12 protein-coding genes are annotated in these 13710 nt (G+C 66.1%); 11 read left to right on the top strand and 1 reads right to left on the bottom strand.

The window, feature by feature from the left end; genetic code table 11:
• The first annotated feature begins 4 nt into the window (after window positions 1-4).
• From EV641_RS02825 to EV641_RS02805, 5 genes are read left to right on the top strand one after another with little or no spacing between them, the layout of a single operon-like run.
• Entirely contained in the window at window positions 5-493 is a 489-nt protein-coding gene (locus EV641_RS02825) for a (2Fe-2S)-binding protein (RefSeq protein ID WP_054713164.1), read from the top strand.
• Window positions 490-2901, top strand: coding sequence for an aerobic carbon-monoxide dehydrogenase large subunit (locus EV641_RS02820; protein ID WP_132470680.1), 2412 nt, complete (start codon window positions 490-492; stop codon window positions 2899-2901). The genes EV641_RS02825 and EV641_RS02820 overlap by 4 nt, the downstream gene beginning before the upstream one ends.
• 33 nt (window positions 2902-2934) lie before the next feature.
• Window positions 2935-3816 (top strand): XdhC family protein, encoded by an 882-nt coding sequence (locus tag EV641_RS02815; RefSeq protein WP_054713163.1) that lies wholly within the window; start codon window positions 2935-2937, stop codon window positions 3814-3816.
• A complete protein-coding gene (locus EV641_RS02810) occupies window positions 3813-4712 on the top strand; it encodes a MoxR family ATPase (RefSeq protein WP_241996761.1) in 900 nt (299 codons plus the stop codon). The genes EV641_RS02815 and EV641_RS02810 overlap by 4 nt, the downstream gene beginning before the upstream one ends.
• On the top strand, window positions 4709-5896 hold the full coding sequence (locus EV641_RS02805) for a VWA domain-containing protein (RefSeq protein ID WP_132470678.1): 1188 nt from the start codon (window positions 4709-4711) through the stop codon (window positions 5894-5896). Before EV641_RS02810 ends, EV641_RS02805 begins: the two co-directional genes overlap by 4 nt.
• A gap of 2 nt (window positions 5897-5898) precedes the next feature.
• Here EV641_RS02805 and EV641_RS02800 read toward each other — a convergent pair whose 3' ends face one another.
• Complete coding sequence (locus EV641_RS02800) at window positions 5899-6372, bottom strand: hypothetical protein (RefSeq protein WP_199233106.1); 474 nt, start codon at window positions 6370-6372, stop codon at window positions 5899-5901.
• Window positions 6373-6477: 105 nt separating this feature from the next.
• On the opposite strand from EV641_RS02800, the gene EV641_RS02795 reads away from it, so the two are divergent.
• From EV641_RS02795 to EV641_RS02770, 6 genes are all read left to right on the top strand, one after another.
• A complete protein-coding gene (locus EV641_RS02795) occupies window positions 6478-7743 on the top strand; it encodes a histidine kinase (protein WP_241996759.1) in 1266 nt (421 codons plus the stop codon).
• Window positions 7740-8423: a response regulator transcription factor gene (locus EV641_RS02790; protein ID WP_054713171.1), complete on the top strand. Its 684-nt coding sequence runs from the start codon at window positions 7740-7742 to the stop codon at window positions 8421-8423. The genes EV641_RS02795 and EV641_RS02790 overlap by 4 nt, the downstream gene beginning before the upstream one ends.
• 31 nt (window positions 8424-8454) lie before the next feature.
• A complete protein-coding gene (locus EV641_RS02785) occupies window positions 8455-10587 on the top strand; it encodes a cytochrome c oxidase assembly protein (RefSeq protein ID WP_132470677.1) in 2133 nt (710 codons plus the stop codon).
• 149 nt (window positions 10588-10736) lie between these two features.
• Window positions 10737-11492 (top strand): hypothetical protein, encoded by a 756-nt coding sequence (locus EV641_RS02780; protein ID WP_241996758.1) that lies wholly within the window; start codon window positions 10737-10739, stop codon window positions 11490-11492.
• Window positions 11493-11551: 59 nt separating this feature from the next.
• A complete protein-coding gene (gene ettA, locus EV641_RS02775; protein WP_132470675.1) occupies window positions 11552-13225 on the top strand; it encodes an energy-dependent translational throttle protein EttA in 1674 nt (557 codons plus the stop codon).
• A gap of 7 nt (window positions 13226-13232) precedes the next feature.
• Window positions 13233-13649 carry an acyl-CoA thioesterase gene (locus EV641_RS02770; protein WP_132470788.1) on the top strand — a complete coding sequence of 139 codons (417 nt, stop codon included), beginning with the start codon at window positions 13233-13235 and terminating at the stop codon, window positions 13647-13649.
• Window positions 13650-13710: the final 61 nt, after the last annotated feature.

The following is a 13710-nucleotide window of genomic DNA, read 5'->3' as shown; positions in this document are numbered from 1 at the left end:
GTCGATGAGAATCTCGATGACCGTCAACGGCGAAGACGTCGAGGCCGACGTCGAACCGCGTACGCTGCTCGTCCATTTCCTCCGCGATCATCTGGGCCTGACCGGAACCCACTGGGGTTGCGACACCAGCAACTGCGGTACGTGCGTCGTCTCGATCGACGGCGAACCCGTCAAGTCCTGCACGACACTCGCCGCGATGGCCGCCGGCCACGAGGTCGGGACAGTCGAAGGTCTCGAGAAGGACGGCGTCCTCGATCCGGTGCAGGACGGCTTCATGCGCTGCCACGGACTCCAGTGCGGATTCTGCACGCCCGGCATGATGATCACCGCCCGCGCGCTACTCGACCGCGATCCTGACCCGGACGACGCCACGATCCGTGAGGCGATCTCCGGTCAGATCTGCCGGTGTACCGGCTACACCACCATCGTGCGCTCGGTGCGCTGGGCGGCCGAGAACGCACATTCCGAGCAGGATGCGGAGGTCACGTCATGACCGCTGTCGAACCGGACCTCGAAGTCCAGGAAACAGAAGACCCGGCAACTGCGGACAACGACCGTAAGCCGTGCGGTCACGGCCGAATGCTCCGCAAGGAGGATCCCCGGTTCATCCGCGGGCAGGGCCAATACGTCGACGATGTGACGCTTCCCGGCATGCTGCACATGGCGATTCTGCGTTCCCCGGTTGCGCACGCCCGGATCGTCGGCATCGACACCTCGGAGGCGTTGGCACATCCGAAGGTCAAGGCCGTCATCACCGGCGCCGACCTGGCGGAGAAGGGTCTGGCGTGGATGCCGACCCTGTCGAACGACGTGCAGGCTGTGCTCGCCACCGACAAGGTGAGGTTCCACGGTCAGGAGGTTGCGTTCGTCGTGGCCGAGGATCACTATGCGGCCCGCGACGCGCTCGAGCTCATCGACGTCGATTACGACATCCTCGACCCCGTCGTGGATGTCCGTACGGCGCTCTCGCCCGACGTACCCGTCATCCGCACCGATCTCGAGGGCAAGACCGACAACCACTGTTTCGACTGGGAAGCCGGCGACGCCGCAGCGACCGATGTGGCCTTCGCGAAAGCCGACGTCATCGCCCGACAGGAGATCGTCTACCCGCGCGTGCACCCCGCACCGATGGAAACGTGCGGCGCGGTCGCCGATTACAACCGGGTCACCGGAAAGCTGACGCTCTGGTCGACGTCCCAGGCACCGCACGCACATCGCACGTTGTATGCGCTGGTGGCAGGTCTGCCCGAACATAAGATCCAGGTGATCTCACCCGACATCGGCGGTGGATTCGGCAACAAAGTTCCGATCTACCCCGGTTACGTGGGTGCGATCGTCGCGTCGCTCGTCCTCGGCAAGCCCGTCAAGTGGATGGAGGATCGCAGCGAGAACCTGATGAGCACAGGTTTCGCGCGCGACTACATCATGGTCGGGGAGATCGCGGCCACCAGGGAAGGGAAGATCCTCGCGATCCGGTCGCAGGTGCTTGCCGATCACGGCGCCTTCAATGCGACCGCCGCGCCCGTGAAGTACCCGGCCGGGTTCTTCGGCGTATTCACCGGCAGCTACGACATCGACGCGGCCTACTGCCACATGACGGCCGTCTACACGAACAAGGCGCCCGGCGGAGTCGCGTACGCGTGCTCGTTCCGGATCACCGAGGCCGTGTATTTCGTCGAGCGGCTCGTCGACTGTCTCGCATTCGATCTCGAGATGGATCCGGCGGAACTGCGGCTGAAGAACCTGCTGCGACCCGAACAGTTCCCGTACACCAGCAAGACCGGCTGGAAGTACGACTCGGGCGACTACGAGACCACCATGCGCAAGGCGATGGACATGATCGGCTACGACGATCTGCGCCGCGAACAGGTCGAGCGGCGTGCCCGCGGCGAGCTGATGGGCATCGGCATGGCGTTCTTCACGGAAGCAGTCGGTGCGGGCCCCCGCAAGGACATGGACATCCTCGGTCTCGGCATGGCCGACGGTTGCGAGTTGCGGGTGCATCCGACCGGCAAAGCAGTGGTGCGTCTTTCTGTACAGAGCCAGGGGCAGGGACACGAGACGACGTTCGCGCAGATCGTCGCCGAGGAGATCGGCATCCCACCCGAGGATATCGATGTCGTGCACGGCGACACCGATGCCACTCCATTCGGTCTCGGCACCTACGGCAGCCGGTCGACGCCGGTGTCGGGGGCAGCCGCGGCCCTCGTCGCACGCAAGGTGCGCGACAAGGCGAAGATCATCGCGTCGGGCATGCTCGAAGTCTCCGTCGCCGATCTCGAATGGGAGAAGGGTTCCTTCCACGTCAAGGGCGACCCGTCTGCGGCCGTGACGATCCAGGACATCGCGATGCGCGCGCACGGCGCCGGTGATCTCCCCGAGGGAATCGAAGGTGGTCTCGAGGCCCAGATCTGTTACAACCCCGAGAATCTCACCTACCCGTACGGCGCGTACTTCTGTGTCGTCGATGTCGACCCCGGCACCGCCGAGGTGACGGTGCGCCGGTTCCTCGCCGTCGACGACTGCGGCACGCGGATCAACCCGATGATCATCGAAGGGCAGATTCACGGCGGCATCGTCGACGGCATCGGGATGGCCCTCATGGAAATGATCGCGTTCGACGAGAACGGCACGTGCCTCGGCGGCTCGTTCATGGATTACCTGATCCCCACCGCGCTCGAGGTGCCGACACTGGAGACCGGACACACGGTCACGCCGTCGCCGCACCATCCGATCGGTGCCAAGGGAATCGGCGAATCCGCCACGGTCGGTTCGCCGCCGGCGATCGTCAATGCGGTGCTGGATGCGTTGAAGCCGCTCGGAGTGCGGCACGCCGATATGCCGCTGACCCCGTCGCGAGTGTGGGAAGCGATGCAGGGTCGGGCGACACCCCCGATCTGATGGACCGCTCCCGGAGCGAGAGGAGGTGCGGGCATGGATCTGAGCGTCCGTGAGACACAGCTACACGAAGAACGGCGGCCGTTCGTGCGGGCGACGGTGGTCCGGGCCCAACCTCCGACCTCGGCTCACTCCGGCGACAGCGCGCTCGTTCTCGTCGACGGCACGATCGAAGGCTTCGTGGGTGGGCAGTGCACCGAGACCTCGGTGCGCGCAGCAGCCCAACAGGTGCTCGATCGGGGTGAGAGTCTGTTGTTGCGGGTGCTGCCCGCGGAATACGGTGACTTCCCCGAGACTCCGGGCGCAACGATCGCCGTCAACCCCTGCATGTCGGGAGGGGCGATGGAGATCTTCCTCGAACCACGGTTGCCACCCACAGTCGTCGCGGTGTCGGGTTCCTCACCGGTGGCCCATGCCGTCGCAGACTTCGCCCGGAGAGTCGACTATCTGGTCGAACAGGTCAGTGGATCCGAGATTCCGCAAGGTGCGTCGGCGGTGATCATCGCGACGCACGGCGGAGACGAAGCTGCGGTGATCCGGGCAGCGCTCGATGCGGGTGTCGGATACGTCGGTCTCGTTGCGAGCCCTCGGCGCGGCAGCGCGGTCCTCGAGGGGATCGAGTTGAGCGCTGAGGAACGCACGCGGGTCCACACTCCGGCGGGGCTCGATGTCGGGGCGCGGACTGCGGCGGAGATCGGGTTGTCGATCGTCGCCGACGTCGTGCGGGCCGTACGCAGCGGCGAACTCGCCCGACTACCGAAGCAGGCACGTCCGCTTCCGCGGACGGCGGTCGACCCGGTATGCGGGATGACGGTGACAGTGACGGAGTCGACGCCGCACCTCGTCGTCGCCGGCAGCGATGTGTGGTTCTGCTGCCCCGGTTGTCGACGCGCCTACCAGAAGGAACACGCGGCGTGACCGACTCGACCCGATCGTGGTCTTTCTCCGACGTCGAGGATGTGGTCGCGCGGTTCGACGCCCGCGACCACATCCTCGACGAAGGCACCGCCAGCGCGATCTACCTGGCGGCCGAACTGGGTCGGCCCCTGCTCCTCGAAGGGGAACCCGGTGTCGGTAAGACCGCCGCGGCAAAGGTGCTCGCAGACGTCCTCGGCGGACCGCTGATCCGGTTGCAGTGCTATGAGGGGTTGTCGATCTCGGAAGCGTTGTACGACTGGAACTATCAACGTCAGCTGCTTGCGATCCGGCTCGCGGAAGCCCAGGGGAGCACCCCCGCCGAAGACGACCTCTACACCGAGGAATACCTGCTCGAACGCCCGATTCTCCAGTGCGTCCGACATCGAGGTGATGCGCCGGCCGTCCTGTTGGTCGACGAAATCGACCGTGCCGACGACGAATTCGAAGCTCTCTTGCTCGAGTTCCTCGGCGAGTTCACCGTCACCGTCCCGGAACTCGGAACACTCACTGCCGCACAGCGTCCCGTCGTGGTGCTGACCTCCAATCGCAGCCGCGATCTGCACGATGCGTTGCGTCGGCGTTGCCTGTACCACTGGATCGACTATCCGGGCCGCGAGCGTGCCGTCGCGATTCTGCGGCGCACAGTGCCGGAGGCGAGTGCGGCGCTGATCGAGCGGGCCACCGATTTCGTTGCGACCGTACGTGGACTCGACCTCGACAAGGCACCCGGCATCGCGGAAACCATCGACTGGGTGTCCGCGCTCTCGGCGCTCGGTGTCTCGGACCTCGCGGATCCCGGTGCCGCCGTGTCGTTGGCTGCGCTCGCCAAGACACCCGACGATCGCGACGACGTGGGGGAGGCCTTCACCGATTTCGTGGTGGCCGGCACATCGTGACCGCCTTCCTGCTTCCGGGCATCGATCTGGCGGCGTTCGCGGTGGGCATCGCCGATCGGCTTCGTCGATCCGGCGTTGCCGTGACCCTCGACGGTGCCGCGACGCTGACCCGCGCGCTGCGTCTGCAACCTCCCCGCACTCGTTCGCAGCTGTATTGGGCGGCCCGGCTCACCCTCGTGGACCGACGCGAGAACCTCGAGAAGTTCGATGCCGTGTTCTCGGCGGTATTCGACCACGGCATGGTGCCGATGGATCCGCATGCTCGCCGTGCCGGACTCCACGACGGCGGGCACGATCGGCAGTCGACGAAGTCCTCGACCATCGGTCGGCGGCGTTCCGATGCGGGCGGCGATGTGCCGTGGGTGACCCGCACGGTCACCGGCACCCTCGGAGACAGGTCGTCGGAGGACAGTTCCAGACCCGGCGACCGCATTCCCAGCGCACTCGCGGGTGTCGCCGATCAGCGGTTCTCAGACCTCGATCCCATTCGCCTGGCCGAGATCGCCTCGTGGATCGAGCATGCTGCGGTGACCTGGCCCACCCGGGTCGGCCGCCGCCGCGAACCGCATCACAACGGACACCTCGATCTGCGCGCGAGCATCGCGGCGTCGCGACACACAGGGTACGAACCGGTGCGGCTCGTCCACACTCGACCTGCGCGGCGTCGCCGGCGACTCGTGCTGTTCTGTGATGTCAGCCGCTCGATGCGCGCCTACTCGGATATCTATCTGCATCTGATGCGCGCCGTCGTGCGCACGGGCGACGCTGAGGTTTTCGCGTTCTCGACCACGGCGACCCGCCTGACACCGACGTTGAGAAACCGGTCCGTCGAGCAGACGATCGACGCCGTCAACGAGCACGTCGAGACACGTTTCGGCGGGACCCGCATCGCAGGATCGCTGTCCTCCGTCCTTCATTCTCACCGCGGCCATTCGCTGCGCGGCGCGATCGTCGTGATCGCATCGGATGGGTGGGACAGTGACGACCCCGACGACTTGGCGCGGGTCATGACGCAGATCCGTCGTCGCGCGCATCGGGTGGTGTGGCTCAATCCGCGCGCCGGACTGCGAGATTTCGCGCCGGCGACCGGGTCGATGGCGGCAGCGTTGCCTCACTGCGACGTGCTACTTCCCGCCGACACACTTGCCGCTCTGCGCGACGCGCTCGATGTCGTGCTCTGCTGACCCTATCCCCGTGCGTAGTGGCCTGCCCACAAGCTCGCAGTGCTCATCGATGGGATCGGTGCCCGCACCGCTGCGGTCCGTCGGCGCCAGCGGCGTGAACGGTGCGTTGGCTGCGTGGCGCGCTCGAGGGCCTTGTGAGCCTCGATCATTGCGATCTCACCGCGCTGAACAGTTCGTAACATCGGTGACGTGTGGGTGCCTGCGTCGAGGACTGCTCGAACCGCCGGCATATCGTCCGCCAGCCGGACGCACGCCGTGTCCAGCGATGTGCCGTCTTCGAGTGCCTGATCGAGGCGGACGGCGAGGTGTGTGGTCCACTGCCGCTGCAAGGTGAGAAGGACGTTGTCTCCCGAGCCGAAAAGCTCCATCGCGCGGGGGATCTCATCGAACCGGAGCGCGGAGTCGATATCTACCTGTGCTCGGGTGAGCACGTCGTCCAGGACAGCCCGCCGTGCTCTGAATGTTTCCCAGTACATCTCGGTCAACTCCCTGAATCCGGTGCGTTCGATGTTCTCGAGGGAAACGCTACGAAGATCCGGCCCGTGTTTCGTCGTGCCACCGTCGCGTCTTTCTCTCCTCCCGTGGGTGGAGACGGGATCCGCTCCGGGAACGACGCCGCAGCGGGCGTCTCCGCCTACGCTGATCCTGTGGAATTGATGGCGTACTTCCGCCGTCGTATGGCGGCGAGCGACTACGACTACCCGGTCGGCGTGATGCTGTTCGGCCACATCGGGATGGTCGTCGTCGCCTGTATCGCCGTGGCGCAGCGTGACGGGTTCGTGCCACCGGGTTGGGCGCTCCTGTTCGGGCTGCTTGCTTCATCCGCACCGATCGCGGGCGACATGGTCGAACCGGACTCGATGCTCGTGCGGCTGCTCATGGGACTCGTCGTGCTGACGGCGACCTCGTTGCTGCTCGTGCGGCCACCGGACACCGCCTTCGACTTCGCCCCACTCGTTCTCGTGTTGATGGTCGGCGAGATCGCGGCCATGACGCCCTTCTCGGTCAGTGTCGGCGCGTTGGCCGCGGCAGCAGCGGCGCTCACGGCTTTCGCGTTCGCCGGCCACCTCGTCGGCGTGCTGTATTACCTTGCCGCCGTCGTGCTCGGGTGGATCATCGGGCGCCTGCTGCTGACCCAGTTGCGGCTTCTGCATCAGGAGCGCGCCGTGAAGTCGATCCAGGCGGAGCATGCCGCAACCTCCGAACGTCAGAGGATAGCCCGGGAGGTTCACGACGTCGTGGCGCACTCGCTGAGTATCACGCTGCTGCATCTGACCGCCGCGCGACGCGCGTTGGAGCAGGACCGCGATGTCGACGAAGCCGTAGACGCCTTGACCGACGCCGAGCGATTGGGGCGAGAGGCGATGGCGGACATCCGGCGGACCGTGGGTCTGCTCGATGCTCGACCGGCGGACACCCGTCCTGAACCGACGATCGCGGACATCCCGGAGCTGATCGAGGACTTCCGGCGCGCGGGTGTCCCGGTGGAGTTCGCGATGTCGGGAGACGTCGACGCGGCACCGGGAGCAACAGGCCTGGGCGTTTATCGGATCTGTCAGGAGTCGCTGGCGAACATCGTCAAACATGCCCCGGCCGCGAAGACGGATGTGCAGCTCGATATCGGCACTGGGAAGCTGACCCTCCAGGTCCACAACGATCTTCGCGCACCCGCTGTGACGCCGAGTGGTCATGAGGGCTCGGGTCTTCGCGGGATGCGGGAGCGCGCGGCGCTGCTCGGTGGTGTACTGCAGGCAGGCCCCGATTCCGGAGGGTGGTCGGTGCGTGCGCAGGTCCCACTTGCCGTCGACTCGTGCTCGATCGTTCGCCGGATCCCGGGGCTTTCATGATCGACGATGAAATCGGAGTACTCCTGGTCGATGATCAGGAGCTGGTGCGGTCCGGGCTGCGCCGGATCCTCCGACGTAAGGACGGCTTCGTCATCGTCTCGGAATGTGCAGACGGTTCGGAGGTGCGCGACGCGGTGGCAGCACACCGTCCCGACGTCATCGTGATGGACATCCGGATGAAGCGGGTCGACGGAATCCAGGCGACCCGAGAACTCCGCAGCGCCGACGATCCACCTCCCGTGCTCGTGCTCACGACGTTCGACGACGACGAGTTGCTGTCCGGTGCGCTGCGGGCCGGTGCCGCGGGCTTCATCCTCAAGGACTCTTCGGCAGAGGACCTCATCCGTGCGGTCCGGAGAGTCGCCGCGGGGGACGGCTTCCTCGATCCCACGGTGACCGGTCGTGTGCTGTCGACGTACCGCACCTCCGCGATGTCGCCCGAGAACGGTGGTCGGGGTGTCGACGTGTTGACTGCCCGCGAACTCGATGTGCTCGGCCTGATCGGTCGCGGTCACAACAATGCCGAGATCGGCCGTGAACTGAGCATCGCAGGAGTGACGGTGAAGAGTCACGTCGGACACATTTTCACCAAGCTCGATCTCCGGGACCGTGCTGCTGCCATCGTGTATGCCTTTGACCACGGTGTCGTTACGCCCGGGCACTCCGACGGGGCGTCGTAGTCGACTTTCGCGAGGTCCTACCCTGGTAGGCATGGCAACACCCGATCTCGAGCGGGAGGCACCGCAGCCCGCTCCCACTCCTGCGCGCGGCAACCCTTCAGCGCTGTTCGTCCTCTTCGGCGTCGTCGCGGCAATGGTCGCGGCGATCGTGGTGGGTCTGTCGGCAGCGCAGGCACTGGTCCTGCTCGGCATTCCCGATCCCGGTCCGCTTACCACCTACGGACTGCCCATGGTGCGCGCGGTGTCGGAGATCGCGACGGTTCTGACCATCGGATCATTGTTCTTCGCAGCATTCCTCGTGCCTCCGCAGGCGAACGGCGTTCTCGACGTCGGCGGTTACCGTGCGGTGCGGACCGCGGGTGTCTCCGCGATGGTGTGGGCGGTCACGGCGGCGCTGATGGTGCCGTTGACATTGTCGGACACCTCTGGCCAGCCGCTCGCCGAGGCGATGAGGCCGGAGAATTTGTTCTCGGCCCTCGGCCAGGTCGAGACGTCCCTCGCGTGGGCCTGGACCACAGTGCTCGCACTGATCACCGCGATCCTGATCCGGCTGGCCCTGCGCTGGTCGTGGACGCCGTATCTTCTGTTGCTCTCGCTCGTGACGTTGATGCCGATCGCCCTGACGGGACACTCGTCCAGTGGAGGCTCCCACGACATGGCCACCAACAGCCTGGTGCTGCATCTGGTGGCGGCGTCGATCTGGGCCGGCGGCCTGTTCGCGGTGCTCGCCCACGCGTGGCGCAGAGGCGAGTACTCCGATCTGGCCGCCCGGAGATTCTCCTTCGTCGCGTCCATCGCGTTCGTGGTGATGGCGATCAGCGGTGTGATCAACTCCGCGGTGCGGGTGTCGTTCGACGACCTGCTCACCACCACGTACGGCCGGCTGGTGGTCGCGAAGACGGTGGCCCTGGTCGTGCTCGGCATCTTCGGCTGGGCACAGCGACGGCGCGCACTGCCCGACCTGGAAGCCGATCCGACGAACCGCGCGGCCTTCGTGCGGTTCGCAGCGGTCGAGTCCCTCATCCTCGCTGCGACCGTGGGCTTGGCCGTGGGACTCGGACGTACACCGCCGCCCCCGCCCGCGGCGGCACCCTCGGTGCTCGAGGTGGAACTCGGCTACAACCTCAGCGCGCCGCCCACGTTCATGAACCTGTTCTTCGGCGAGTGGCGGTTCGACCTGATCTTCGGCACGGCAGCGTTGGTGCTCGCGGCCGGGTACGCGATCGGGCTGCGGACGCTGCGCAAGCGCGGCGACACCTGGCCGGTCGGTCGGTCCATCGCGTGGTTCTCGGGATGTTTCGTCCTACTCGTGACGACCAGCTCTGGTGTCGGGATGTATTCGCCGGCCATGTTCAGCGTGCACATGGGTGCCCACATGGCGATGTCGATGCTCACCCCGGTGCTGCTCGCCCTCGGCGGTGCGATGACCCTCGCGTTGCGCGCGTTCAAACCCGCCGGGCGCGGCGCCCCTCCCGGGCCGCGCGAATGGATCCTCGATTTCCTGCACAGCCCCCCGTCACGCTTCCTCACGCACCCGCTCGTCGCGTCGCTGATGTTCGTCGGCGGGTTCTATGCGCTGTACCTGGGCGGAATCTTCACCACATTCGCCGACAGCCACACCGCGCATGTACTGATGAACCTGCACTTCCTGTTGAGCGGCTACCTGTTCTACTGGGTGGTCATCGGTGTCGACCCGTCGCCGCGCGAGGTGCAGCCCGTGACCAAGCTGGCGATGGTGTTCGGGTCGCTGCCGTTCCACGCGTTCTTCGGTGTGACCCTCATGAGCATGGGTTCGGTCATGGCCGAGTCGTACTACCGCGGGTTGGCGCTGCCGTGGAACGCCGACCTGTTCTCGGACCAGAAGGTCGGTGGCAGTATCGCGTGGTCGGCGGGTGAGATCCCGCTCGTGCTCGTGATGATCGCGCTGGTGGTGCAGTGGTCGCGCAGCGACGAACGTGTGGCCCGCCGCGTCGACCGGGCCGCGGATCGCGACGACGATGCGGAGCTGGCCGCACACAACGCGATGTTCGCCGAACTCGCGCGCCGCGACCGTGTCGGAACGGACAACACGGCCGGATCGGCGAGCAAGACCGTATCCGCGAACACCACCGAACCCGATGAGCCTCGGACGGGCGAATCGGGTGCGGGCCACGAATCGTCCTGATCCATGCCGACCCGAGCGGCACCCGTACCGGCAACGCACGCGGTGCGGGACTACGAAGAAGGTAACGGGGAATCCTCGCCTGCGTCTGCGCGGTAGCAGCAGCCCTCGTCGCCCTACCGACGGCGGATGCTGCTCCCGTCCCCGGCTCGATGCTGTCGGTCGAACCGCTGGCCGGTGACCTGTCTGTGCCCGGTGCCGCGACCACCCGGAAGGTCACCTACCGGACGCAATGGCGTTCCGGACAGGACACCGTCGCCACCGGCGTGCTGTTCCTGCCGCCGGGCGAGGCACCCGCGGACGGGTGGCCGGTACTCGCGTGGGCGCACGGCACCACCGGGCTGTCGGACTCCTGCGCGCCCTCGCGCACCCCGCGCAGCGCCCGCGACACCGCCTACCTCGACCACTGGCTGGGCCAGGGCTACGCAGTGGTGGCAGCCGACTACCCGGATCTGGGTCTCGACGGCCTCACCACCTTCAGCGCCTACATCTTCGCCGGCCTGCGCGACGCGGATCCGGAGCTGGATCTCGACAGCTACCTCACTGACGCAGGCCGCGAGGTGCTCGCTGCTGCCGAGGACCTCTGTTACGAGGAGCTGATGGAGCGCTACGCCGGAGTGGGCATCGGCGACCTGCTCACGAGACCGCTCGCCGCCGACCGGTTCCGTGCGGTGTTCACCGACTACCTCGGAGTTCCCGTCACGGGAGACGACCGGCCGATCTTCCTCGCCCAGGGGCTGCGCGACACGATGGTGCCTGCGCCGCTGTCGTTCATGCTTGCGGCCGATCTGACCGCCGGGGGAGCAGCCCCGCTGCTCCGGACCTATCCGACCGGGCATTCGGAGACGATGGCCGCGTCGCTGCCCGACACCACACCGTTCGTCGCGGACCTGTTCGCCGCACCTTGATCTACCTGCCGGAAGCGCAGGATGTGGGATCTGCCCGCGGGACGGATACGCTGGTCGCCATGGCGGAGTTCATATACACAATGAAGAAGGTGCGCAAGGCGCACGGTGACAAGGTCATTCTCGATGACGTCACCATGAGCTTCTACCCGGGCGCGAAGATCGGCGTCGTCGGGCCCAACGGCGCGGGTAAGTCGTCCATCCTCAAGATCATGGCGGGCCTGGATCAGCCCAGCAACGGTGAGGCGTTCCTCGATCCGGAGGCGACGGTCGGGATCCTGCTGCAGGAGCCCCCGCTCAACGAAGAGAAGACGGTCAAGCAGAACGTCGAGGAGGGCCTCGGCGAGATCAAGGTCAAGCTCGACCGTTTCAACGAGATCGCCGAGCTCATGGCCACCGACTACTCGGACGAGCTCATGGACGAGATGGGCAAGCTCCAGGAGGAGCTCGACCATGCCAACGCATGGGACATCGACTCGCAGCTCGAGCAGGCCATGGATGCGCTGCGCTGCCCGCCGCCGGACGAGCCCGTCACACACCTTTCCGGTGGTGAGCGTCGCCGTGTCGCGCTGTGCAAGCTGCTGCTGAGCAAGCCCGACCTCCTGCTCCTCGACGAGCCCACCAACCACCTCGACGCCGAGTCGGTGCTGTGGCTCGAGCAGTTCCTGGCGTCGTATCCCGGCGCAGTCCTCGCCGTCACTCACGACCGGTACTTCCTCGACCACGTCGCGCAGTGGATCTGTGAGGTCGACCGCGGCAAGCTGCACCCGTACGAGGGCAACTACTCGACCTACCTCGAGAAGAAGGCCGAGCGCCTCGAAGTCCAGGGCAAGAAGGACCAGAAGCTGCAGAGGCGCCTCAAGGAGGAGCTCGAGTGGGTCCGGTCCGGCTCCAAGGCTCGGCAGACGAAGAACAAGGCCCGTCTGGGGCGCTACGAGGAGATGGCTGCGGAGGCCGAGAAGCACCGCAAGCTCGACTTCGAAGAGATCCAGATCCCGACGCCTCCGCGTCTGGGCAACGTCGTCGTCGAGGTCGAGCACCTCGACAAGGGCTTCGACGGCCGCGTCCTGATCAAGGACCTGTCCTTCACGCTGCCGCGTAACGGCATCGTCGGTGTCATCGGCCCCAACGGTGTCGGTAAGACCACTCTGTTCAAGACCATCGTCGGCCTCGAAGAGCCCGACAGCGGCAGCGTCAAGGTCGGCGATACGGTCAAGCTCAGCTACGTCGACCAGTCCCGTGCGAACATCGATCCGAAGAAGAGCGTGTTCGAGGTGGTCTCCGACGGACTCGATTTCATCGAGGTCGGCCAGAACGAGATGCCGTCCCGCGCGTACGTCTCCGCCTTCGGGTTCAAGGGACCGGACCAGCAGAAGAAGGCCGAGGTGCTCTCCGGTGGTGAGCGCAACCGCCTGAACCTGGCGCTGACCCTCAAAGAGGGCGGCAACCTGATCCTGCTGGACGAACCGACCAACGACCTCGACGTCGAAACCTTGAGTTCGCTCGAGAACGCGCTGCAGCAGTTCCCGGGTTGCGCCGTCGTGATCTCCCACGACCGCTGGTTCCTCGACCGCACCTGTACCCACATCCTCGCGTGGGAAGGCAACGTCGAAGAGGGCAAGTGGTTCTGGTTCGAAGGCAACTTCGAAGCGTACGAAGCGAACAAGGTCGAGCGACTGGGCGCCGACGCGGCACGCCCGCACCGCGTCACGCACCGGAAGCTGACACGTGACTGATCAGGAAATGGCCGCGATCTCGGTCGAGCCCTATCGGGCTCAGGTCGAGGTTCGTTGGGGCGATTCGGATCAGCTCGGACACGTCAACAACGCCAAGGTCGTCGAATACATGCAGGAGGGACGCATCAAGTTCCTGCAGTCCGACGAGATGCGGCACCTCGCGATCGTCGTGCGGAAGATGGACGTCGAGTTCCTTCTTCCCATCAAATACGAGTCGGGGCCGGTCACGGTCGAGATCACCGCGATGCATGTGGGGAACACCTCCTACACGCTCAGGCACACGGTGCTCGATCGCAACGGCGGGGTGTGCGCCCGCGGCGACGCGGTCCTGGTCGGGTTCGATATGACGACCGAGCGTCCGAGACCCATCACCGACGGTGAACGCTCGGTACTCGCCCGGCATCGGGTTGCTGCGACGACCTGACAACAGGATCGGATCGGTGAACGCTCACGCTTTCGCCTCCTGGCATCGGACGCCGCGGATA

The sequence above is a fragment of the Rhodococcus sp. SMB37 genome (assembly GCF_004345605.1).
Taxonomy (GTDB): Bacteria; Actinomycetota; Actinomycetes; order Mycobacteriales; family Mycobacteriaceae; genus Rhodococcus.
This window is presented reverse-complemented; position numbering and strand designations above follow the sequence as displayed.

Coding starts and splice junctions, on each gene's coding strand:
- EV641_RS02785 (WP_132470677.1), top strand. CDS start 8,455: ATGGCAACACCCGATCTCGAGCGGGAGGCACCGCAGCCCGCTCCCACT.
- ettA (WP_132470675.1), top strand. CDS start 11,552: ATGGCGGAGTTCATATACACAATGAAGAAGGTGCGCAAGGCGCACGGT.
- EV641_RS02780 (WP_241996758.1), top strand. CDS start 10,737: ATGCTGTCGGTCGAACCGCTGGCCGGTGACCTGTCTGTGCCCGGTGCC.
- EV641_RS02825 (WP_054713164.1), top strand. CDS start 5: ATGAGAATCTCGATGACCGTCAACGGCGAAGACGTCGAGGCCGACGTC.
- EV641_RS02815 (WP_054713163.1), top strand. CDS start 2,935: ATGGATCTGAGCGTCCGTGAGACACAGCTACACGAAGAACGGCGGCCG.
- EV641_RS02770 (WP_132470788.1), top strand. CDS start 13,233: ATGGCCGCGATCTCGGTCGAGCCCTATCGGGCTCAGGTCGAGGTTCGT.
- EV641_RS02800 (WP_199233106.1), bottom strand. CDS start 6,372: ATGTACTGGGAAACATTCAGAGCACGGCGGGCTGTCCTGGACGACGTG.
- EV641_RS02790 (WP_054713171.1), top strand. CDS start 7,740: ATGATCGACGATGAAATCGGAGTACTCCTGGTCGATGATCAGGAGCTG.
- EV641_RS02820 (WP_132470680.1), top strand. CDS start 490: ATGACCGCTGTCGAACCGGACCTCGAAGTCCAGGAAACAGAAGACCCG.